The organism is Proteus sp. Marseille-Q3619 (genome assembly GCF_965283115.1).
The window spans coordinates 2,123,966-2,146,337 of the sequence record NZ_CBDIMP010000001.1; the positions used below are offsets into that span (position 1 = coordinate 2,123,966).

Consider the following 22,372-nt stretch of genomic DNA (forward strand, 5'->3'; position numbering starts at 1 on the left):
TTTTGTTCTATTTTTTATTTAAATACAATAGATTATATTTTTGCAGTCGCGTTATAATTTATATCTATAATCAAGTTTATATCCGCTAACAATGCTATCTTCGGGTAAAATAGCGAATCAATAAATAATAATATTCTCAAAAAATCAATAAATAACTAGATTTGATAGCGGAGTGTACTCAATTTTCCTTTAAAAGCTAAATCTAATTGTTAGATTTATTTTGTCATTAATGTGTTAAATTCAGGTTAATCTCTATTCTGCCAGGGACTGTTATGAAAGAACTAAAAAAACCCAATATATTAAACATTGATAACATCGCCCGTTCTCGATTATTTCAGATCCAATCCGTTAATCTGGAGTTTAGCAACGGAGAAAAGCGCACTTATGAGCGAATGAAACCCGCTAATCGTGAAGCTGTTATGATTGTTCCTATTATTGATGACAATCTTATTCTTATTCGTGAATACGCCGTAGGTATCGAAAATTACGACTTTGGTTTTCCCAAAGGCGCCATTGATCCTGGTGAAAATGCCCTACAAGCCGCAAACCGCGAACTAAAAGAAGAAATTGGTTATGGTGCCCACTCATTAATAGAACTCGCAAAGCTTTCTATGGCGCCATCTTACTTTTCTAGCAAAATGAACATTGTCATTGCGCATGACCTTTATCCAGAGCAACTCGAAGGTGATGAGCCTGAGCCACTAATCCAAATACGTTGGCCTATCGCCAAAATGATGGATTTACTCGACCACCCAGATTTTACAGAAGCTCGTAGTGTCAGTGCTCTCTTCTTAGCTCACCGCTATCTATTACAAAAATAAATAGATAATAAAAAACCGGACTTTAACATCCGGTTTTTATTTTCGATTAATTAGAATAACTCGTTAGATTCGCCATTATCCTCAAAAATCTGTGTTCCTACTTCATTTTTTGCTCTTTCTGTCGGTTGAGTCCCATCAATAAAATATTCTTTCATTGAAGGACCATCACCTGCCAATTTTCCTGTTCTTCTATCAATTTGAACCGCCACAACACCTTTTGGTACAGGCATCATATTAACAGGGACACCATCCAGAGCCACTTTCATAAAGTCATTCCAAATAGGTTGCGCTGTTTTAGCACCCGCTTCACCACCACTCGCGGCAGTTCGACCTAAATTGCGGCTACTGTCATCAAAGCCAATCCAAGCTGTGGCAACAATATTGGCACCATACCCAGAGAACCATGCATCTTTAGAACTGTTTGTTGTTCCGGTCTTACCACCAATATCTTGGCGTTTAAGATCACGAACAGCACGCCAACCTGTGCCAGACCATCCCGGTTCACCCACAAGGTTTGTCCTTAATGCATCATGCATTAAGTAAGCCAATGGTGTGCTGATAACGTGTGGTGCATAAGGGCTTTCTTTTACAGTTTCAGCTAACGGTGCTTGTTCTAATTCAATTTCAGGCGTAGCAGCTGCTGGCTGAGATTTATTAGATTGAGCAACGTTTTCCATATAGTCATCAGATAACGCAATAGAACGCATGGTATCGCCGTAAATAACAGGGATATCAGTACAATCCGGGCAAGCTATCTTTGGTTTTGCAGTAAACAGCTCTTCACCATCAGCATTTTCAATACGTTGGATATAGTAAGGCTCAATGAGATATCCGCCGTTTGCCATAACAGCAAACCCTCGTACCATTTGCATTGGTGTAAATGATGGTGATCCTAATGCTAAAGATTCTGTTCTATCGATATTTTGATTAGGGAAACCAAAACGTAATAGATAATCAGCAGCATAATCCACGCCCATCGCGCGCATTGCACGTACCATCACCACGTTTTTAGACTGGCCTAAACCTTGACGTAAACGAATAGGACCGGCATAAGTTGGCGGTGAGTTTTTAGGGCGCCAATCTGTTCCTGCACCAGCATCCCAGCGGCTAATAGGTAAATCATTAAGCAGTGTCGATAACGTCAATCCTTTATCTAATGCAGCAGCATATAAGAAAGGTTTAATGTTTGAACCGACTTGGCGTAAAGATTGAGAAACTCGGTTAAATTTACTGATCTCAAAATCAAAACCACCAACAAGCGCAATAATCCCGCCATTGATAGGATCTAATGCAACAAATGCTGCATTAACACCCGGAAGTTGCGCTAGCACCCAACTTTTTTCGTTATTTTGACGTACCCAAATTTGCTCACCAACATGCACAACGGCATCAACTTTTGTTGGTGTTGCGCCTTGAGAGGTGTCAGAAATAAATTTACGTGCCCAACGAACCGCTTTTAAATCTAGCGTAATGTTGTCGCCCGTTTTTAAAATGACTTTGGCTTCTTTCGCATCAGCGGATAACACAACAGCTGGAATTAAAGGGCCATAAGTTTGGATCCCTTTTAATTTCTTGTTGATAGCTTCGTTATCCCATGGTGTTTGCCCTTCACTCCACAAAACTTCTTGAGCACCACGGTAACCATGACGCATGTCGTAGTCGATAACATTATCACGCAAGGCTTTTTCTGCCGCTAATTGATCTTTACGAACCACAGTGGTGTAAATTTTATAGCCATCAGTGTAGGCATTTTCACCATAACGCTCGTACATCTCCATACGCACCATTTCGGTTAGATAAGGCGCTGAGAAATCAATTTGAGGTGCGTGGTATTTTGCAACAATAGGCTCTGCTCTTGCACTTTCATATTGTGCGCGAGTGATATAGTTCTCTTCATACATACGCTGTAAAACGATATTACGACGTTTTAAGGCACGATCATAAGAATAAAGTGGGTTAAGTGTAGAAGGCGCTTTAGGTAAGCCAGCAATCACAGCCATTTCATTAAGGCTCAGATCGTGAACACTTTTACCAAAGTAAACATAAGCAGCGGCACCCACACCATAAGCACGATTACCCAGATAAATTTTATTTAAATACAGCGCTAAAATTTCATCTTTAGTGAGCTCTTTCTCAATGCGGATAGCCAAAAAGGCTTCTTTTATTTTGCGCATTAATTTCTTTTCAGGTGTTAAAAAGAAATTTCGAGCTAATTGTTGCGTAATGGTACTAGCGCCTTGAGAAGCTTGTCCTGATGTTAATGCCACTACAACAGCACGCGAGATCCCAATAGGGTCAATACCGTGGTGTTCACGAAAACGTGTATCTTCTGTTGCGATAAAAGCATTAATAAGTTGAGGAGGCATCTCCTCCAATGTTAGCGGTAAACGACGTTTCTCGCCGTATTGCGCAATCAACTCTCCGTCTGCACTAAATACCTGCATAGGGGTTTGTAAACGAACATCTTTTAATGTCGCGACATCGGGTAACTGAGGCTCAACATACTTATACATACCGTATATCGAGGCTGCTCCCAAAATTATGCAAGCAAAAACGAAGATGAAAAAATATTTTAAGAACTTCACCTTAAATTTCCCATGTAGTGTGAATTGGGCGGTTTATAAACAAACAGTGCGTAGTATAAAGGTAACGCCTCTTTGAAAATAGGCAATTACTCATCAATAGATATGGATATCATTTATGGAAACACACAATTACCAGATTGGTATTGAAATTAACACTCATCATATCAATGCAGTTTTGGTATTTCAGCAGAATAAACAATGGAAGATCAGTGCATTTTGGCAATTCCCTTTACCTCTTAATGACGATTTAAATGATATAAAATTAAGAAAAATCCTAATAGATTGGCGTAAAAAATTACCTTCTATTAATAATGTTACGCTTTCTCTACCGGATATTTATGAAAACTATCAAATTATCCCTCTGCCTAATGCAGTTTCCCTTACATCAGCAGCATGTTATCGGTTAGCGCAACTACGAGCCACATCTTACACACAAAATACGAAAATCCCTGTTAATTTTGATTATCGGCAAAATAAGGGGAAACTCGCTATTCACCTGTGCCATAAAACGATTTTAGATAAGTATATTGACTTATTTTCTCGAATAAACTTAACAATAACTGCGATTGATACCCCAGCGTGTGCACTACGCTATTTAGCAACTTACCTTGGCATCTCACCTCAGAATCCCCTTTTGTACTGTAAAAACAAAACGCTACTTTGGGTATCATCTGATGAAAATATGCCCCACTACGGCACTCTCACCTATGAAAACCAACAAGAGCAACAAGCTTATATTTATCAGTTAATAGAAAAATACCATTGGCCATTAAAACAGTGTTACTTAACGGGTGATAATGAAGAATATTTTAGCCAGTTGATGCCTATTTGGCCCTATCTTTCCCTCGACTTATTTAAAACAACGTCAGATAAAGATCTCATTCCATTTGTTGCATTAGGTTTGGCATTACGCCCTGAAGAGGTGTTATGTATCAAGTAAATTACCTACCTTGGTGCCACAGCTTATTTAGACAAAAAGCATTGTTATGGCTTTCTCAAACGCTATCATTGGTCACGATCACTTTCGTTATTTGTAGCTATTACACCTACCATTTGGCACAGAAACGATCACTCATAACAGATCAACAACGCCAAACTCAACAACAAGAAGATTTATTACTAAAACAGATCGATATATATCAAACACAGAAAAAACAGACACTTTTACACTATCAGCACTATTCACTCTATTATCAAAACTGGTTGCGCTATTTACATTACATTCGCTTCTTTCGAGCTATCGAAACCCATCTTCCCTCAACTGGTTGGATTAACCACTATGGTGAGGCAGATAATCAACGCTCACTGCATCTCACACTCCCCAATACACAATCACTCTCCTTTATTAGCAACCTTAAAAGTCATCCTGTTTTAGCCTCTTTAACGTTGAGTTATTTACAACAAAGCAAAACTGATCCGTCTTACACAGAAGTGCATTTAAACGGAAAATCAGAAGAACAAGAGCGATGGAATGAAGAAGATGAGGGAAACCAATGAAAATAAATGCACAATGGTTGTTACTTATTGCGTTTCTACCTAAGTGGAAACTCACTTTACTGAGCTTAACGATACCTTTTATTACCCTGCTATTTTATTACCTCTTTATCTACACCGACTACCAGCAAGAGATAGCCCAACAACACCTAGAAATAGCACAAAGACTAAAGCGCATTAATCACTACCAAAGCACATTAGACACAATGCCATCTATTAATTCACTAATCACACAACAAATAGATTATGACATTCTATTCGATAACCCACCGGTTAGTGAGCAATTACAACGCTTACTAATGACTTATCATTTTATACCAGAGATTTGGGAAAACACGCCTAACTCTTTATATAAACTCACTTTTACATTGTCTTACCCACAGTTTTTAACACTATTGGAATACCTCAGTCAAACAAGTTTAGCGCTGATCTCTCTGAATATTGTTCCAATAAAACCCCATCTAATTTCAGTACAAATGAGCTTTACAGAGCTAAGTTATCCTAGTGCAATACAGGGTGATATATCATGAAGATAGGAATTTTAATCGTCATATTATATATGATGACAACCACCATTTGGGCTCACACTCGAGACCCCTTCTTTCCTGAGAATAGCGATGATGAAAAGATATCATCTACCTTTATTGAAGAGCGAACATCTACTACAGAACAACCTGAAGAATTACATCACCAACTTTATCCTTTAAATTATGCTGATGCTGAGAGACTAGGCGAACAACTAAGTGATCACACTATTCCATTACTAAGTCAGCAGGGGAGAGTTATTATTGATAGAGAAGCGAATAGTCTTTCAATAGTTGATAATAGTAAAGCACTATCTGAAATTGGGGATTGGCTAAAATTACGGGACACCCCACAACAACAAGTTCATATCACAGCACATATTGTGAGTAGCAGTCAGGATGCTCTAAATGAATTAGGTACTCAATGGGGATTACAAGCATTAAAAACACAAACCGAAGCCGCATCTACAATACCTAATGCTATTTCAACAACCTCCTCGCTTAATTCAGCGCTATCAACTCCTTCACTTTCTGCATTATCACTCCATCAAAACACCAAAAACCCTCTTCACTATATTGCATTTAATATTGCCAGAATTAATGGGCGCCTATTAGAGCTTGAATTAAGTGCGTTAGAACAAGAGAAACAGTTATCTATTATTGCCAGTCCGCGGCTAACAACCGCTCATGAAAAAACAGCCTCCATCAAACAAGGAACGGAGATCCCCTATGTCAGTCGAGATAATGAAATCACACGAGTTCAATTTAAAGAAGCCGTCTTGGGTATGGAAGTAACGCCCATTATTCAAAGAAATAAAAAGATAAGGTTAATACTTAAAATTAGTCAAAACACACCAGGTATTGCACTTGTTCAAGGCGGAAGTGAACATCTTTCTATTGATAAACAAGAGATCAGCACAGAAGTGACTATTCACGATGGAGAAACCATTATGTTAGGAGGTATATTTCAGCAAAAGCAACAAGAACACACAGCAAAGATCCCCTTCTTATCCTCTATTCCATTACTAGGCGTACTTTTCAGTCATAAAAGAGATCAACACAGTCGCCATGAATTGGTTATTTTTATTACACCCAAATTAATATAATTTTTTATGTGATAAATAGTTTTATTATAAAATACAAAGCACTACATGTTTTTCACTAGAGTAAAACTGAGAGTTATTCATTGTTTTTTCTTATAATCAGTATTTATAGATTTGACGATGAGGACGATTTAGCTTACAAGGGTTAGCTAATTTGAGTGAGCCTGAAACATCACAATAAAAATACGGATACATTTTATGCACTTCCTCTATTCTTGGAGGTAGGGCTTTTTATATGTAATATTGATCGATTGATGACGAAAAAGACAATATTATCAGATGCGGTTTTCCGACTAAATTGTGTTAGAATCTCCGCGTTGCCAACAAAGATAATTACTTTTTTAGTAGTTTTTGTTATGTACTGTGGGCAAAGGGATTTTTATCCTATGTTGTCGCTTATGACAGCATGTGGTTATTTTATAGCGATCTACTGAAAGAACTCAGTCTTATTATGAGAGTAGATAACAAATGTTATCAGGTGTGAATTAGATAAACACTCATAAATTTCAGTTTAGGTCCCGTCGCTGAATGAATTTGGCGGGGCGGGTTATCATTAACGAATATCTTAGTAATACCAAAAACATGGCAGAGAAACGTAATATCTTTCTGGTTGGGCCTATGGGTGCCGGCAAAAGCACTATTGGTCGTCAGTTAGCTCAACAACTTAGTATGGAGTTTTATGATTCCGATCAGGAAATTGAGCGGCGTACAGGTGCAGATGTAGGTTGGGTATTTGATGTTGAAGGCGAAGAAGGCTTCCGTCAACGAGAAGAAAAAATAATCAACGAACTCACTGAAAAGCAAGGCATTGTGTTAGCAACAGGTGGTGGTTCGGTGATATCGCGAGAAACCCGTAACAGATTATCTGCACGCGGTGTGGTTGTTTATTTAGAAACCAACATCGAAAAGCAGCTCGCGCGTACCCAACGTGATAAAAAACGTCCTTTATTGCAAGGTGTTGAACCTGTGCGCGATGTCTTAGAGACATTAGCTGAAGAACGTAATCCTCTTTATGAAGAAATTGCTGACATCACTATTCATACTGATGATCAGAGTGCAAAAATTGTAGCCAATCAAATAATTGAATTATTAGAACAAAACTAATAAATTCAGCTATTTATAAGGTTAAGTAAAGACAATAAGAAGAAGGCCACTGTTATGGAAAAAATCACTGTCACATTAGGTGAAAGAAGCTATCCCATTACCATTGCTTCTGGCCTTTTTCATCAAGAAGATACCTTTTTACCTTTAAAATCAGGGCAGCAAGTTATGATAGTCACAAACGTGACACTTGCTCCACTCTATTTAGAAAAGGTAACGGACACCTTAAAAAAACAGGGTGTTTTGGTTGATAGCGTAATTTTGCCTGATGGCGAACAATATAAATCGCTTGAAATCATGAATGATGTCTTTACTGCATTATTAGAAAAAAATCACAATCGAGATACAACACTTATCGCATTAGGCGGTGGTGTTATTGGTGATCTAACTGGTTTTGCCGCAGCAAGCTATCAACGTGGCGTTCGCTTTATCCAAGTACCAACAACACTATTGTCACAAGTCGATTCTTCTGTTGGTGGAAAAACCGCAGTTAATCATCCTCTTGGCAAAAATATGATTGGTGCGTTTTATCAGCCCGCTTCTGTTGTTATCGATCTCGATTGTCTTGCCACATTACCGCCTCGTGAACTTTCATCAGGTTTAGCTGAAGTTATTAAATATGGCATCATTTTAGATAAAGACTTTTTTATCTGGCTTGAAAATAATATTGATAAACTCTTGGCTCTTGATCCTAAAGCCATGGCATTTTGTATCCGTCGTTGCTGTGAGCTAAAAGCTGACGTCGTTGCTGCTGATGAAAAAGAAACAAGTGGCTTACGCGCACTACTCAACCTTGGCCATACCTATGGACATGCCATTGAAGCCCATATGGGATATGGTGTTTGGTTGCATGGTGAAGCCGTTGCCGCAGGTATGGTAATGGCGGCAAGAACATCTCAAGCACTTGGTCAATTCACTGAAGAAGAGACTCAACGTGTTATTCAATTGCTTGAGAGAGCCAATCTCCCCGTCAATGGTCCTATTGAAATGACACCTGATGACTATTTACCTCATATGATGAGAGATAAAAAAGTATCTGGTGGCAAATTACACCTTGTTTTACCAAAAGGTATCGGTCAATCCGAATTACGTGCCGATATTACTCGCGAACAAGTCCACAAAGCGATAACATCTTGCATTAATGCAAATTAAGCTCCCCATTACCTGACAAGCAATAAACTAGAATATTCATTTAAGGAAAATTCTGGTTAATATTGTCAAATGCAACGTTTCAGAAAAAGCGTTTCATCCTTATACTATGAGGTAATGGCTAAGGCTGAATAGAATATTTTTCGCTTTTTGACGCTCTGACGGAGGGCATAATGGACGAGTTCAAACCTGATAATGAAACCAAGGGTGATAATTCACTCAAACCTGATACTTCGGATAGACCTGAACGTCGAACCAACCGACCTCGTAACAATCCATTAAAAAACGCACGATTCTCTGTATCCCGTCAACAGATGATGATTGGTGCAGGTGTTTTAGTCCTTATTCTGCTAATTATCGCAATAAGTTCAGCATTAAAATCACCAGAAACAACTGAACCTGCGCCTTCGACCAATACGGAAAGAAATATCGACCTATCTCAACAACCGTCATCCGTTACGCCTTCAGAAAATGGTCAGCCATCAACACCTCAATCTATTTCTGGGCAAGAGATACAGCCTGCAACACCACCTTCACAAAATTTACCTCCAATGATTGATTCGCAAGGTCAACGTGTTGAGATCCCTGGAGATATCGTTGATTCTTTAAATCAACAACAAGCAGGTATTAATCAAGCCACTAATCAGCAGCAATTAAATGCGCAACAGCCACAACCCGTGCAGCCTGTCACACAACCACCTGCAACTAAGCCAGTGCAACCCGTACAAAAACCGGCTGAAGTAAAAACACCACCGACAAAACCTGTAACACCACCAGCAACAACGCAGCCTAAACCTGCAACGACTAAACCTGTTGTTTCAGGCTCATTATCAGCAAGTAATTTAAGCACTATCCCTGCCACTAACTATACTTTGCAATTAAGTGGTGCAAGTCGCCAAGATACCTTAGAGGCTTTCGCTAAAAAGAACCTCAATGGAAACTACACTATTTACAAAACGCAGCGTAATGGTAATCCATGGTATGTACTCATCTATGGAAATTATCGTAATATAAGTGAAGCCAAGCAGGCTGTTTCTTCATTACCTGCGCCAGTACAAGCAAAACAACCTTGGGTTAGACCGATGAAACATGTTCATCAGGATCTAAAAAAATAATTAAGACGAAGTTCACCGCTGATATGCTGTCTGAAACAGAGTACAATCGGCGACTCTGAAACGATTGAGAAATTTGGACGGCATGAAAAAAAAACGCGCATTCCTAAAATGGGCTGGTGGTAAATATCCTTTGGTAGATGACATTAAACGTCATCTGCCTGAGGGTAATTGTTTAATTGAACCTTTTATGGGTGCCGGTTCTGTTTTTTTAAATACAGAATACGATTCATATATTCTTGCCGATATAAATAGTGATCTAATTCATCTCTATAATACGGTAAAGCAACATCCTGAAAAATTTATGAAGGATGCTCGCTTATTATTTACCCCTCAAATGAATATCGCAGAAGAGTTCTATCAACTACGACAAGAATTTAATCGTTCAACGGACGCTTATCAGCGTAGTGTATTATTTCTCTATCTTAACCGTCATTGCTACAATGGGCTGTGTCGTTATAATTCAAAAGGTGAATACAATGTCCCTTTTGGTCGTTATAAAAAACCTTATTTTCCTGAAGCAGAGCTAATTTGGTTTTCTGAAAAAGCACAAAAAGCCGAATTTGTTTGCCAAAGCTATTCATCAACGATGACAAATGCAAAAAAAGGCGCCGTTGTTTATTGCGATCCTCCTTATGCACCATTATCACCGACTGCAAATTTTACGTCATACCATACAAATAGCTTTAGTTTTCAAGAGCAGGAACATCTGGCTCAACTGGCCTCAATGCTGGCTTACGAGAGACAGATACCCGTGTTAATATCAAATCATGAGACTGCGTTAACAAAAGAGTGGTATGTAGACGCAAAAGAGCTACACAGTGTGAAAGTCAGAAGAACAATCAGTAGCAACACACTTGGTCGTAGCAAAGTGAACGAATTACTTGCCTTATATAAATAATCGTTAACACCTCCCGACAATGGGAGTGTTGTCTGGAGAATGCGATGAAAGATTTTCTGATTGCCCCTTCTATTTTATCCGCTGATTTTGCTCGCCTTGGCGAAGACACTGAAAAAGTGCTCGCAGCTGGCGCAGATGTTGTCCACTTTGATGTTATGGATAACCACTATGTACCGAACCTAACGTTTGGTGCACCAATTTGTAAGGCTCTGCGCAACTACGGTATTACAGCGCCCATTGATGTTCACCTAATGGTTAAACCCGTTGATCGCATCATCCCTGATTTTGCAGAAGCTGGCGCAACGTATATCTCATTTCACGCTGAAGCCAGTGACCACGTTGACCGTACAATTCAACTAATAAAAGATTGTGGTTGTAAAGCAGGCTTAGTGCTTAACCCAGCAACCCCATTAAATTATCTCGATTATGTAATGGATAAATTAGATCTTATTCTGCTGATGTCTGTTAACCCAGGCTTTGGTGGTCAATCATTTATTCCTAACACCCTCGATAAATTACGCCAAGTTCGTAAAATGATCGATGATGGTGGTTATGACATTCGTTTAGAAATTGATGGTGGTGTTAAAGTCGATAATATCGCTGAAATTGCCCAAGCAGGTGCAGATATGTTCGTTGCTGGCTCAGCTATTTTCAATCAACCAGATTATAAGCATGTTATTGACAATATGCGTCGCGAATTAGAAAAGGTATCGTAATGACAGACAAAAAACTCAAAGGCATTCGTGCTATCGCCTTTGATCTTGATGGCACACTCACTGACAGCGCTGTTGGACTAACAGAAGCAACAGATTACGCATTAACATCAAAAGGTTTTGCACCTGCTGGTAAACATAATGTCACAATTTGGGTGGGTAATGGCGTTGATATGCTACTTACACGCGCTTTGCATAACGCTGGCGTAGAAGATGTCACAGAAACCTTATTAAAAGAGATGCGTGACCTTTTTGATGAACATTATGCAACATCGGTCAAAACAGGCAGTGATTTATTCCCACACGTCAAAGAAACGCTTGAAGTATTAGCTTCACATAACATTCCATTAGGTATCGTCACCAATAAGCCTTCACCCTTTATTGCGCCACTATTACAGCAACTGAAAATTGATAAATATTTTTCCTTAGTACTAGGGGGAGATGATGTCAAAGAAAAAAAACCACATCCAGCACCATTATATTTAACAATGGGTACATTTGGTGTTAAAAAGGAAGAACTCCTTTTTGTTGGGGATTCTCGCAACGACATTATTGCAGCACAAGCGGCTGAGTGCCCTTGCGTAGGTTTAACCTATGGCTATAACTATGGCGTCTCTATTGCAGACAGCAAACCTGATTATACACTCGATAATTTTGCTGACTTGCTATCAATCCTCGACATCACGCAATGACAACTGTGGAACAGAATTAAGATGACGACTTCAGTAGAAAAAACGGCACAAAAGCCAATTGTATTCAGTGGTGCACAACCTTCTGGTGAACTCACTATTGGTAACTACATGGGTGCATTACGTCAATGGGTACAAATGCAAGATGACTATGATTGCATTTACTGTATCGTTGACCAACACGCCATTACAGTTCGTCAAGATCCAAAAGAACTTAGAAAAAGAACCTTAGATACGCTGGCTCTTTATCTTGCTTGCGGTATTGATCCAGAAAAAAGCACTATTTTTGTTCAGTCACATGTTCCACAACATGCACAATTAAGCTGGGCACTTAACTGCTATACCTATTTTGGTGAATTGAGCCGAATGACTCAATTTAAAGATAAATCAGCGCGCCACGCCGAAAATATCAATGCAGGGCTATTCGACTATCCTGTATTAATGGCGGCAGATATTCTTATCTATCAAACAAACCAAGTCCCTGTTGGTATCGACCAAAAACAACATCTTGAATTAAGCCGTGATATTGCTCAGCGCTTTAATGCTATTTATGGCGATATATTCACCGTACCAGATCCTTTTATTCCAAAAGGCGGCGCTCGTGTGATGGCATTACAAGATCCGACTAAAAAAATGTCTAAATCTGATGATAACCGTAATAACGTTATCGCATTGCTTGAAGATCCAAAAGCAGCAGCGAAAAAGATCAAACGAGCAATGACTGACTCAGAAGAGCCACCTCGTGTTATTTACGATCTTGAAAATAAAGCAGGTGTGTCTAACTTACTCGATATCTTAGCGGGTGTTACAGGTAAAACTATTCCTGAATTAGAAGCTGAATTTGAAGGCCAAATGTACGGTCATCTAAAAGGTGCTGTCGCTGATGCGGTATCTGAAATGCTAACCAACATTCAAGAACGTTTTAACACATTCCGTAATGATGAAGCATTGCTTAATAAAATCATGAAAGAAGGTGCTGATAAAGCCAAAACTCGCGCTCAAGCAACCTTAGACAAGGTTTATGATGCGATTGGATTTATCGCACATCCGTAATTTTTCGTTAATACATAAAAAAACACCCCAAAGTTGGTGTCCAACTTTTGGGGTGCAGTTCATGTTTAGGGAGGTGTTTTTTTAGTAAAGAGGAATTATTGGGTTCTTAATACCACAAGCGTAGGCATATCTCGCTAAGGTATCTATACTCGCTTTAGTAATATTATTTTCTATTCTAGTAATTACTGGCGGTGTTACACCCATTCGCTCAGCAACTTGCGCTTTTGTCAAATTATCGCGTTTACGCCATTGGGCCAGTGTATCTCTCAATTTTTCCTTACGCGTTTCGTCATCCCAAGCCACTCGATATTCTTCATCTTCCATCATCTCATTATGTAATTCTTTATGACTTCTCAATTTCATTGAGCACCTCCATCAATCGTTTTTGGGCGATCTCAATCTCTTTCTTCGATATTTTTTGCGTTTTCTTAATAAAAATACGAAGCATAACAACAGTGTTTCTTTTATGGTATATCCATATACCTCTAGCAATATCAGTCCCCATAGTACGGATCTCGAAAAGACCATTTCCTAAATATTTTGTATCAGGCTCTCTTAATAAACGAGCATCGTGCTCTATCTTAGTAATAAGTTTATCGTATTTAACTCGTATTTGAATAGGTAACTCTAATACTTCATCCCAAGCGTTTGGGTGATATAAAATTTCAAACACGAGCTTTTCCTTAACGTAAAAATTAGCCTATAAGCTAATTTTATGCAAGGTTAAATTAGCCCACAAGCTAATTTTTATTGATAATACTGTTAATTATCAATTAGATAATTATTTATCTCTTAAACAGCCGTCTATCAAAGCTCTCAATAGTTTGATTTTGCAGTCTTAACTGCATAGTCTTACTCCAACTCGCTGATAATCCTGCCGCACTTAATAAACGATGATAAAGCTCTTCATCAAAAGGCATATGAAAAGCAATAGAAATAGCTTCTTTAACAGAGACATCACTGTTTCTTGAAACTAACACAAGAGGATGATGACTCCCTGTTTCTCCCGCACTCACAACACGATATAACCAACCACAATAACCACTATCTTGCATAATTTGCGAAAAATTACTGACTTCTGTCACTGTGTTAAGTTTGTAGCAAGGAGAGCGAGGTTGAGTCACTTGAATTAATGCAGTTCCCCATTGATAAATATCCCCAATAAAGACATTCTCTTCTGTCATGCCTGTTGTTGAGATATTTTCCCCAAATGCAGGGACATGGAAAAAATCGACTAATTGTGGAAATTGCTCTGACCAATAGAGGTAGTGCTCTCGAGGATAATGACAAAGTGCGCGATCAGGACCACCGTGAAAACTCTTTTCTGCTTGCTCATCATCTTCTAATCCCAGTGATGTCAATTTGATATGGCCATCCACCAGCCTTTTGGTGATCGCACTGGTAAATCCATTAGATGTTGTTGTGATATTACCGATAAAAACACTAGGAAAATAACGCATAGCTCACTACCTAAACAGAAAAAGATAACTCATAGTAAAGATAGTGTTCAAAAGAAACAATGCCGACAAATGTCGGCATTGAAAATATAAAAAAGAAAGGATGTTATCTACTCAATTATGCTTTGCTCTGAAAACGTTTTTGCGCTTCGTCCCAGTTAACGACGGACCAGAACGCTTTAATATAATCAGGGCGGCGATTTTGATATTTCAAGTAGTAAGCATGTTCCCACACATCTAACCCTACAATTGGGTAACCTGATGCGCCAGCTAACTCTTCACCCATTAATGGGCTATCTTGGTTTGCAGTAGAAACTACCGCAAGTTTGCCATCGTCTTTTAATACCAGCCAAGCCCAACCTGAACCAAAACGGCTCGCAGCCGCTTTTTCAAATAACTCTTTAAAGGCATCAACGCTACCAAAGTCGCGCTCAATCGCATCTTTTAGTGAACCTTGTAATTGAGTACCTAGCTTCAAACCTTTCCAGAATAATGAGTGGTTAGAGTGACCACCAGCGTTATTACGTAAAAAAGTACGTTGATCAGCAGGCACTTTATGAAGATTTTTAACTAATTCATCAATCTCTAAGCCAGCAAGCTCAGGTAATTTTTCTAATGCTGTATTGGTATTATTCACATAAGTTTGATGATGCTTAGTATGGTGAATTTCCATTGTACGCTCATCAAAGTGAGGCTCTAATGCATCATAAGCATAAGGCAGTGCAGGTAATGTATAGCTCATATTAATCTCCAGTGCTGTTTTATCTTGGATCACATCATGTGATTTATCTTTTCATTTCATTATAGTGAAAAAAACGTTAATGAAAATCATTATCATATCCATATTATTTTTGTGGTTTTTTTATCCAACACGGTTAAATTAATTTTCACAGTATATTATTTTAATTTAAAAGCGTTCTATTAAACGATGATCCTATTGAACAAGAAAATAGTAGATAAATAATGCCCTGCTGGCTTTAGCACTAATTGAACATTCCATGAAAAGCATTTCCATTAATTCGTGATCTTCTGCGCAAAAAAGAAACAATCTTTATTTACCCTCTTTTGTTAACGACTTTTTGACATAGTATTAACAATAGTGAGGAGAACTATTATGACAAAAATAAACCAACATCATATTCCTGCAAGCATTGCAGAACACGCCCTGATCAATAAAGAGCAATACCAAAAAGATTATGAATTATCCATCAAAAACCCTGAGGCCTTTTGGGCAGATAAAGGGAAAATCATTGACTGGATAAAACCATATACTGTGGTAAAAAATACTTCTTTTGACCCAGGCCATGTACGCATTCGCTGGTTTGAAGATGGTCAGCTAAATATCAGTCAAAACTGTCTTGATCGCCACCTTAAAACACGAGGTGATCAAACCGCCATTATTTGGGAAGGCGACTCACCTAATGAGTCGAAAAAAATCACTTACCGACAACTCCACCAAAATGTTTGCCAATTCGCTAACGTATTAAAAAATTTAGGTATTAAAAAAGGCGATGTTGTGGCGATTTATATGCCGATGGTACCAGAAGCGGCAGTCGCTATGCTCGCTTGTACTCGTATTGGTGCTATCCATTCTGTTATTTTTGGTGGTTTCTCTCCTGAAGCTGTTGCAGGCAGGATCATTGATTCAAAAGCTAAATTAGTGATTACTGCTGATGAAGGATTACGTGCAGGTCGCGCTATTCCTTTAAAGAAAAATGTTGATGATGCTTTAAATCACGCTGATATCCCCCCTATTAATCATGTAGTGGTATTTCGTCGAACAGGGCATACCGAACAATGGATTGAAGGGCGTGATGTTTGGTGGGATGAAATCATCCAAGGTGTCAGCACTGAATGTGATGTTGAAGTGATGGATGCAGAAGATCCTCTCTTTATTCTGTATACCTCAGGTTCAACAGGCAAACCCAAAGGTGTACTGCACACAACGGGAGGTTATCTCGTTTATGCTTCAATGACCTTCAAATACACCTTTGATTATCATGAAGGTGATATTTATTGGTGTACTGCTGATGTGGGTTGGGTAACAGGGCATAGCTACTTACTGTATGGCCCTCTGTCAAATGGTGCGACTACTGTTATGTTTGAAGGTGTCCCTAATTACCCATCTGTTAACCGCATGGCTCAAATTGTTGATAAGCACCAAATCAATATCTTATATACTGCACCGACTGCAATCCGTGCATTAATGGCTGAAGGCGATAAAGCGATTGAAGGCACTCAACGCACCTCTCTGCGCATTTTAGGCTCCGTAGGTGAACCTATTAATCCAGAAGCATGGGAATGGTTCTATCAGAAAATGGGACGTAGCCAATGTCCTATCGTTGATACATGGTGGCAAACAGAAACTGGTGGTTTCATGATAACCCCATTACCGGGTGCTATGGATCTAAAACCTGGCTCAGCAACACGTCCTTTCTTCGGTGTTCAGCCTGCAATTGTCGATAATATGGGTGAAGTACAGCAAGGGGCTTGCGAAGGAAACTTAGTGATTACTGATTCTTGGCCGGGTCAAGCAAGAACACTTTTTGGTGATCACGAGCGTTTTGAGCAAACTTACTTTTCAACCTTTAAAGGGATGTATTTCTCTGGTGACGGAGCTCGCCGAGATGAAGATGGTGACTATTGGATAACAGGGCGTGTTGATGATGTCTTGAATATTTCAGGTCATCGCTTAGGAACAGCAGAGATTGAATCCGCTCTTGTTGCACATCCTAAGATTGCAGAAGCCGCAGTAGTTGGTATTCCTCATAATCTTAAAGGACAAGCTATTTATGCTTATGTCACTTTAAATCACGGTGAAGAGCCAACTCCTGAACTTTATACAGAAGTTCGCAACTGGGTACGTAAAGAAATTGGGCCAATAGCCACACCAGATATCCTACATTGGACAGATTCCTTACCTAAAACACGATCAGGGAAAATTATGCGCCGTATCTTGCGTAAAATTGCCTCTGGCGACACAACTAACCTCGGGGATACCTCAACACTCGCTGATCCGGGTGTTGTAGAAAAACTGTTAGAAGAAAAACAGTCTCTATCACTCACTGCTTAATACACAACAAATAACTGTCATTTAAAAAACGTAATACGACAAAGCAAAGGCATTTTCATGCCTTTGCTGGGCTCTCTTACCTGAAAATCATGGAATGCGGGGGATTTAAGCCTCTAAATCAAGTGATAAACCAAACAATTATATAGAGGAGAACTCTGATGAATTCCAATATTTATCAAGAGATAGAAAACAACCCTCGCTTTAAAGAACTGGTTAATAAACGTAGTCGTTTTTCATGGACACTTTCAATTATTACGCTCGTTATGTACGTCTCATTTATCTTACTTATTGCGTTCTATCCACAATGGTTAGGTACACCATTATATGAGGGCAGCTACATTACACGAGGTATTCCTATTGGTATAGGTTTAATCATCGCCTCATTTTTATTAACGGGCGTTTACGTTATTAAAGCCAATACAGAGTTCGACAAACTTACCACTGAAATTATTGAAGAGGTAGAAAAATGAGAAAGTTACTTTATGCAATAAGCTTATTTTTCCTCTCCTCAACGGCTGCTTACGCTACCGCAATAACTGAAGGAGGTGAGAAACAACCTATGAATATTCAGGCCATCATCATGTTCCTAATATTTGTAGGATTGACACTTTACATCACTTATTGGGCTTCTAAACGTACCCGCTCTCGTGCTGATTACTATACTGCAGGAGGGAAAATTACTGGCTTCCAAAACGGAATGGCAATCGCCGGTGATTTTATGTCTGCCGCATCCTTTTTAGGGATCTCCGCACTGGTTTATACCTCGGGTTATGATGGACTTATCTATTCAATTGGATTTCTGATTGGTTGGCCTATCATTCTTTTTATCATTGCTGAACGCTTACGTAATTTAGGGCGCTATACCTTTGCTGATGTTGTCTCCTATCGCTTAAGCCCTAAACCAGTGAGAACACTCTCCGCTATTGGATCACTGGTTGTTGTCGCTCTTTATCTGATTGCACAAATGGTTGGTGCCGGTAAATTAATCGAACTCCTTTTCGGCTTAAACTACCATATTGCCGTTGTGCTCGTCGGTATTCTAATGGTGCTATATGTTTTATTTGGAGGCATGTTAGCCACCACTTGGGTTCAAATCATTAAAGCTATTTTATTACTTGCAGGTGCAAGTTTTATGGCTGTTATGGTGATGAAAGCTGTCGATTTTAATTTCAATACCTTATTTAAAGAAGCCGTTAGTGTTCACTCAAAAGGGTTCTCTATCATGAGTCCTGGTGGATTGGTTTCTGATCCTATATCTGCTCTCTCTTTAGGTCTTGCACTAATGTTTGGTACGGCGGGACTTCCTCATATCATCATGCGCTTCTTTACTGTTAGCGATGCAAAAGAAGCCCGTAAGAGTGTTTTCTATGCAACAGGTTTTATCGGTTATTTCTATATTCTTACTTTTATCATTGGTTTCGGCGCTATCTTACTCGTTAGCCCTAATCCTATGTTCAAAGATGCCGCTGGCGCTTTGATTGGTGGAACCAATATGGCGGCTGTTCACTTGGCGGATGCCGTTGGCGGTAACTTCTTCTTAGGCTTCATTTCAGCGGTTGCCTTCGCTACTATTTTAGCCGTTGTTGCAGGACTAACTTTAGCGGGCGCATCTGCGGTATCACATGATCTTTACGCGAATGTAATTAAAAATGGCCACGCAGATGAAAGACAAGAGCTAAAAGTATCCAAAATTACTGTGGTTATCTTAGGTATCGTCGCTATCGGTTTAGGTATTTTATTTGAAAAACAAAATATTGCCTTTATGGTGGGGCTAGCTTTCTCAATTGCAGCAAGCTGTAACTTCCCAATCATATTGCTATCAATGTATTGGAAAGGGCTGACAACACGAGGTGCAGTCGCAGGAGGATGGTCTGGTTTATTAGTTGCTGTCACGTTGATGATCTTAGGGCCAACAATTTGGGTAAGTATTTTAGGTCATGAAAAACCCATCTATCCTTATGAATATCCAGCATTATTCTCAATAATCATTGCTTTTGTTGTCTCATGGCTTTTCTCTGTTACTGATAAATCATCTTTAGGTGAGCAAGAAAAAGCAAAATTCCAAGCACAGTTTATTCGTTCTCAAATTGGCTTAGGTATTGAACAAGGTAAACAGCACTAACAGCCTGAAATAATGTTATCTTTCTAAATAAAAATAACCCCAAAGTGAATTCCAACTTTGGGGTTATTCATTTTCAATGATTTTTATCCATTATCATAAAAATCTTGATCCTATTTCTATTATTTACTTATTTAGAATACTTTTAAGCTTTAACTACATATCTATACGATTATTTAAATAACTTATTATTAGTTATTCTACTGTTATAAAAATAAAAACAAATTAAATTGAAATCAATTAATTACAAATAAAAAGAAACATAACTTATTTTCTACAAGGCTTATTAATAAAGCCAAACAGCTCAAAATAGTGAGGAAGAAACATAGTAATATCAATTTCAGACACACTTCAGCTAAACAAGGCTTGTATTGTCAAAAGGTAAATGGTTAACTTTTTATTCTACATAAAAAGAGGTGGTAGTTTTTAAATAGATTATGTCTCAATTAACTCATTACGCACTTTTATTTTTCTTATCTATGGCACCTGCAATATTGGGTGGTTCAACGCTACATATAGGACAAAAAATCTATATTGTTCTTATTGGTTGGCTACTTATACTGATATGTAGTGGCATTTATCGTTCTGTTTTAGGAAAAATAATAACCTTTATTACTAGTGCGCTATGGTCTTTAAACCTGTCTATTTCTCTATTTTTCTATCGTGAACACGATATTGCTTTTTCATCATCCATTGCTGAAACTTTTATTAATACCAATGGCAGCGAAACTGTCGGTATGCTCTCTTATAATAAGTACTATGTATTATTCTATCTATGTGCTTTTGTCATTTACTATTTTTTCATCCATAAAGCAGCTCAAGTATCTGATCTAAAAACGACAAAAAAAAGTGTGATTACTTTTGTTATCTTAATAGCCATTATTCCAATTTATAAAAGCTTCGCATTAAGAAACGATAACAACAGTAAATTACTGACAGAATATGCACTTCTCAATACACCTTTTTATAATGCAGCGGCACTTGTCCGAACCTTCCATGAAAATCGCCAAATTAGAAGAATTGCCTCTCAAAAAGTTGAGTTTCAATATAATAAACATAATGATAATACAGAAATTTATATCCTTATTCTTGGAGAATCCGTTCGCAGAGATCATCTAGGAATTTATGGCTATCAGTACGATACAACACCTAATCTAATGAAAGAAAAGAGTAATCTTATCCTATTCAATCAAGTTTATTCTCCGGCACCAGTAACTATTCTTTCTGTACCAATTTCACTCTCAAATATAGGATTGGAACAGTTACAAGATAAAAGTCATTACGCTGATAATATTGTTTCTCTTGCCAATCATGCTGGGTTTAAAACATATTGGTTAAGTAATCAAGGTGAAGGTAATCAGAAAACCAGTGTTATTTCTGTCATTGCTAATATGGCTCAAAATAAAAAGTGGAATGAATTTATCGGTTATGATGAAGAGTTGCTTCCTTATTTAGACAGAGCTCTCAATGAGCCATCTGAAGAGAAAAAATTAATCATCTTACATACATATGGTAGCCATGAGCCGGCCTGTAATCGATTTCCAAGTCAGTATTTAAAGAAATTCACGCAAGAAGATGATGATAACTGCTATGACAGCTCTATCGCTTATACAGATAAATTAATTAATGACATCATCGAGAGAGTCAAAGATAAACCAGCTTCTATTCTCTACTTTGCAGATCACGCTTTACAGCGTCTCGATAAAAATAGAGAGGTTCGTTATCATCATGGTGTAAATACGCCACGAAAAGAAGCTTATGATATACCTTTGTTTATTTGGTATAGCCCATCATCTATTAAACCCATTATCAATAATGATGCATTGAATAAGCCTTATTCAACGGTAAATAACTATTGGCTACTAAGTAGTTGGCTTGGAATAGAACATAACTCCCCCCAACAGTGTCACTCACCATTAAATGAGTGCTATCAGCCTAAATCACCAATCACCGTTATTGATGGTAATAAAAATATCTTAAACTATGATTTACTGCGTTCAGAAGAGCAGGAGCCTCAATAACATCCTCATTAAAGATATCTAAATAAAAATAGACTCAGTAATAAAGAGTGTGTTTTTACATTTACACCATCTGCTTTTAATAAGATCCATCAGAGATAACAAGAAATAAAAGATCAGAACACTAGGCATTAAATTAATGTGATATTAGATGCTTGATACGGGGATCATTTTACTAATGAGTTGCCATAAATAGTGTTTAGCGGCATGAAGATTGGCTATTTTATTGAGGAATGTAACCATAGTTTCTAATTAACGACTAACATATAAGCTGTTGATCTTTTTAAAAGCCCCAAACGCAAAAAAGCCAACCCATTGGGTTGGCTTTCTCGTCTTATTTAATGCCTGGCAGTTCCCTACTCTCACATGGGGAGACCCCACACTACCATCGGCGCTACAACGTTTCACTTCTGAGTTCGGCATGGATTCAGGTGGGTCCGCTGCGCTATGGCCGCCAAGC

The 22,372-nt window shown here is 38.4% G+C and carries 21 protein-coding genes and 1 rRNA gene; 16 read left to right on the plus strand and 6 right to left on the minus strand.

The features are described 5' to 3' along the window. Nucleotides 1-272: 272 nt before the first annotated feature. Complete coding sequence (gene nudE, locus ACWPWK_RS09700; protein ID WP_109374167.1) at nt 273-821, plus strand: ADP compounds hydrolase NudE; 549 nt, start codon at nt 273-275, stop codon at nt 819-821. Nucleotides 822-871: 50 nt separating this feature from the next. Here nudE and mrcA read toward each other — a convergent pair whose 3' ends face one another. After that, nucleotides 872-3,406, minus strand: coding sequence for a peptidoglycan glycosyltransferase/peptidoglycan DD-transpeptidase MrcA (mrcA, locus tag ACWPWK_RS09705; protein ID WP_109374166.1), 2,535 nt, complete (start codon nt 3,404-3,406; stop codon nt 872-874). Between the two features lie 115 nt (nt 3,407-3,521). On the opposite strand from mrcA, the gene ACWPWK_RS09710 reads away from it, so the two are divergent. The 11 genes from ACWPWK_RS09710 (at nt 3,522) to trpS (ending at nt 13,245) form a co-directional block, all read left to right on the plus strand. Next, nucleotides 3,522-4,346 carry a hypothetical protein gene (locus tag ACWPWK_RS09710; protein WP_109374165.1) on the plus strand — a complete coding sequence of 275 codons (825 nt, stop codon included), beginning with the start codon at nt 3,522-3,524 and terminating at the stop codon, nt 4,344-4,346. After that, the gene (locus tag ACWPWK_RS09715; protein ID WP_109374164.1) at nt 4,334-4,903 is read left to right on the plus strand and encodes a fimbrial assembly protein; all 570 of its coding nucleotides are present in this window, start codon (nt 4,334-4,336) and stop codon (nt 4,901-4,903) included. Before ACWPWK_RS09710 ends, ACWPWK_RS09715 begins: the two co-directional genes overlap by 13 nt. After that, complete coding sequence (locus ACWPWK_RS09720; RefSeq protein WP_109374163.1) at nt 4,900-5,430, plus strand: hypothetical protein; 531 nt, start codon at nt 4,900-4,902, stop codon at nt 5,428-5,430. The genes ACWPWK_RS09715 and ACWPWK_RS09720 overlap by 4 nt, the downstream gene beginning before the upstream one ends. Beyond that, complete coding sequence (gene pilQ, locus ACWPWK_RS09725) at nt 5,427-6,530, plus strand: type IV pilus secretin PilQ (RefSeq protein WP_109374162.1); 1,104 nt, start codon at nt 5,427-5,429, stop codon at nt 6,528-6,530. Before ACWPWK_RS09720 ends, pilQ begins: the two co-directional genes overlap by 4 nt. Nucleotides 6,531-7,109: 579 nt before the next feature. Then, the gene (gene aroK, locus ACWPWK_RS09730) at nt 7,110-7,631 is read left to right on the plus strand and encodes a shikimate kinase AroK (protein ID WP_129586866.1); all 522 of its coding nucleotides are present in this window, start codon (nt 7,110-7,112) and stop codon (nt 7,629-7,631) included. A gap of 54 nt (nt 7,632-7,685) precedes the next feature. Beyond that, nucleotides 7,686-8,780, plus strand: a complete 1,095-nt coding sequence (aroB, locus tag ACWPWK_RS09735; RefSeq protein ID WP_109374161.1) for a 3-dehydroquinate synthase — start codon at nt 7,686-7,688, stop codon at nt 8,778-8,780. 170 nt (nt 8,781-8,950) lie between these two features. Next, nucleotides 8,951-9,892, plus strand: coding sequence for an SPOR domain-containing protein (locus tag ACWPWK_RS09740; protein ID WP_109374160.1), 942 nt, complete (start codon nt 8,951-8,953; stop codon nt 9,890-9,892). An 82-nt stretch (nt 9,893-9,974) separates the two neighbouring features. After that, entirely contained in the window at nt 9,975-10,790 is an 816-nt protein-coding gene (dam, locus tag ACWPWK_RS09745; RefSeq protein WP_160230824.1) for an adenine-specific DNA-methyltransferase, read from the plus strand. 44 nt (nt 10,791-10,834) lie between these two features. Further along, the gene (gene rpe / locus ACWPWK_RS09750) at nt 10,835-11,506 is read left to right on the plus strand and encodes a ribulose-phosphate 3-epimerase (RefSeq protein WP_109374158.1); all 672 of its coding nucleotides are present in this window, start codon (nt 10,835-10,837) and stop codon (nt 11,504-11,506) included. Next, nucleotides 11,506-12,195 (plus strand): phosphoglycolate phosphatase, encoded by a 690-nt coding sequence (locus ACWPWK_RS09755; RefSeq protein ID WP_109374157.1) that lies wholly within the window; start codon nt 11,506-11,508, stop codon nt 12,193-12,195. The genes rpe and ACWPWK_RS09755 overlap by 1 nt, the downstream gene beginning before the upstream one ends. Nucleotides 12,196-12,216: 21 nt before the next feature. Continuing rightward, a complete protein-coding gene (trpS, locus tag ACWPWK_RS09760; RefSeq protein WP_109374156.1) occupies nt 12,217-13,245 on the plus strand; it encodes a tryptophan--tRNA ligase in 1,029 nt (342 codons plus the stop codon). Nucleotides 13,246-13,326: 81 nt separating this feature from the next. Here trpS and ACWPWK_RS09765 read toward each other — a convergent pair whose 3' ends face one another. The 4 genes from ACWPWK_RS09765 to sodA form a co-directional block, all read right to left on the minus strand. Next, nucleotides 13,327-13,608, minus strand: a complete 282-nt coding sequence (locus ACWPWK_RS09765; protein WP_109374155.1) for a helix-turn-helix domain-containing protein — start codon at nt 13,606-13,608, stop codon at nt 13,327-13,329. Further along, nucleotides 13,589-13,918, minus strand: a complete 330-nt coding sequence (locus ACWPWK_RS09770) for a type II toxin-antitoxin system RelE/ParE family toxin (RefSeq protein WP_109374154.1) — start codon at nt 13,916-13,918, stop codon at nt 13,589-13,591. Before ACWPWK_RS09770 ends, ACWPWK_RS09765 begins: the two co-directional genes overlap by 20 nt. Before the next feature lie 112 nt (nt 13,919-14,030). Next, the gene (gene yiiM, locus ACWPWK_RS09775; RefSeq protein ID WP_109374153.1) at nt 14,031-14,705 is read right to left on the minus strand and encodes a 6-hydroxyaminopurine reductase; all 675 of its coding nucleotides are present in this window, start codon (nt 14,703-14,705) and stop codon (nt 14,031-14,033) included. A gap of 115 nt (nt 14,706-14,820) precedes the next feature. Beyond that, nucleotides 14,821-15,444: a superoxide dismutase [Mn] gene (gene sodA / locus ACWPWK_RS09780; protein ID WP_075672604.1), complete on the minus strand. Its 624-nt coding sequence runs from the start codon at nt 15,442-15,444 to the stop codon at nt 14,821-14,823. Nucleotides 15,445-15,816: 372 nt separating this feature from the next. Here sodA and acs point away from each other — a divergent pair, with 372 nt between their 5' ends. From acs to ACWPWK_RS09800, 4 genes are all read left to right on the plus strand, one after another. Continuing rightward, nucleotides 15,817-17,775, plus strand: a complete 1,959-nt coding sequence (acs, locus tag ACWPWK_RS09785; RefSeq protein WP_109374152.1) for an acetate--CoA ligase — start codon at nt 15,817-15,819, stop codon at nt 17,773-17,775. A 158-nt stretch (nt 17,776-17,933) separates the two neighbouring features. After that, nucleotides 17,934-18,245, plus strand: a complete 312-nt coding sequence (locus ACWPWK_RS09790; protein WP_109374151.1) for a DUF485 domain-containing protein — start codon at nt 17,934-17,936, stop codon at nt 18,243-18,245. Beyond that, nucleotides 18,242-19,897 carry a cation acetate symporter gene (locus tag ACWPWK_RS09795; protein ID WP_109374150.1) on the plus strand — a complete coding sequence of 552 codons (1,656 nt, stop codon included), beginning with the start codon at nt 18,242-18,244 and terminating at the stop codon, nt 19,895-19,897. The genes ACWPWK_RS09790 and ACWPWK_RS09795 overlap by 4 nt, the downstream gene beginning before the upstream one ends. Before the next feature lie 434 nt (nt 19,898-20,331). Continuing rightward, nucleotides 20,332-21,915, plus strand: coding sequence for a phosphoethanolamine transferase (locus tag ACWPWK_RS09800; protein WP_109374149.1), 1,584 nt, complete (start codon nt 20,332-20,334; stop codon nt 21,913-21,915). Nucleotides 21,916-22,255: 340 nt separating this feature from the next. On the opposite strand, the gene rrf is transcribed toward ACWPWK_RS09800, so the two are convergent. Next, nucleotides 22,256-22,371, minus strand: a 5S ribosomal RNA gene (rrf, locus tag ACWPWK_RS09805). Nucleotide 22,372: the final 1 nt, after the last annotated feature.

Coding starts and splice junctions, on each gene's coding strand:
- ACWPWK_RS09800 (WP_109374149.1), top strand. CDS start 20,332: ATGTCTCAATTAACTCATTACGCACTTTTATTTTTCTTATCTATGGCA.
- ACWPWK_RS09740 (WP_109374160.1), top strand. CDS start 8,951: ATGGACGAGTTCAAACCTGATAATGAAACCAAGGGTGATAATTCACTC.
- nudE (WP_109374167.1), top strand. CDS start 273: ATGAAAGAACTAAAAAAACCCAATATATTAAACATTGATAACATCGCC.
- aroK (WP_129586866.1), top strand. CDS start 7,110: ATGGCAGAGAAACGTAATATCTTTCTGGTTGGGCCTATGGGTGCCGGC.
- ACWPWK_RS09710 (WP_109374165.1), top strand. CDS start 3,522: ATGGAAACACACAATTACCAGATTGGTATTGAAATTAACACTCATCAT.
- rpe (WP_109374158.1), top strand. CDS start 10,835: ATGAAAGATTTTCTGATTGCCCCTTCTATTTTATCCGCTGATTTTGCT.
- aroB (WP_109374161.1), top strand. CDS start 7,686: ATGGAAAAAATCACTGTCACATTAGGTGAAAGAAGCTATCCCATTACC.
- acs (WP_109374152.1), top strand. CDS start 15,817: ATGACAAAAATAAACCAACATCATATTCCTGCAAGCATTGCAGAACAC.
- ACWPWK_RS09790 (WP_109374151.1), top strand. CDS start 17,934: ATGAATTCCAATATTTATCAAGAGATAGAAAACAACCCTCGCTTTAAA.
- pilQ (WP_109374162.1), top strand. CDS start 5,427: ATGAAGATAGGAATTTTAATCGTCATATTATATATGATGACAACCACC.
- yiiM (WP_109374153.1), bottom strand. CDS start 14,705: ATGCGTTATTTTCCTAGTGTTTTTATCGGTAATATCACAACAACATCT.
- ACWPWK_RS09720 (WP_109374163.1), top strand. CDS start 4,900: ATGAAAATAAATGCACAATGGTTGTTACTTATTGCGTTTCTACCTAAG.
- dam (WP_160230824.1), top strand. CDS start 9,975: ATGAAAAAAAAACGCGCATTCCTAAAATGGGCTGGTGGTAAATATCCT.
- ACWPWK_RS09795 (WP_109374150.1), top strand. CDS start 18,242: ATGAGAAAGTTACTTTATGCAATAAGCTTATTTTTCCTCTCCTCAACG.
- trpS (WP_109374156.1), top strand. CDS start 12,217: ATGACGACTTCAGTAGAAAAAACGGCACAAAAGCCAATTGTATTCAGT.
- ACWPWK_RS09715 (WP_109374164.1), top strand. CDS start 4,334: ATGTATCAAGTAAATTACCTACCTTGGTGCCACAGCTTATTTAGACAA.
- ACWPWK_RS09755 (WP_109374157.1), top strand. CDS start 11,506: ATGACAGACAAAAAACTCAAAGGCATTCGTGCTATCGCCTTTGATCTT.
- sodA (WP_075672604.1), bottom strand. CDS start 15,444: ATGAGCTATACATTACCTGCACTGCCTTATGCTTATGATGCATTAGAG.
- ACWPWK_RS09765 (WP_109374155.1), bottom strand. CDS start 13,608: ATGAAATTGAGAAGTCATAAAGAATTACATAATGAGATGATGGAAGAT.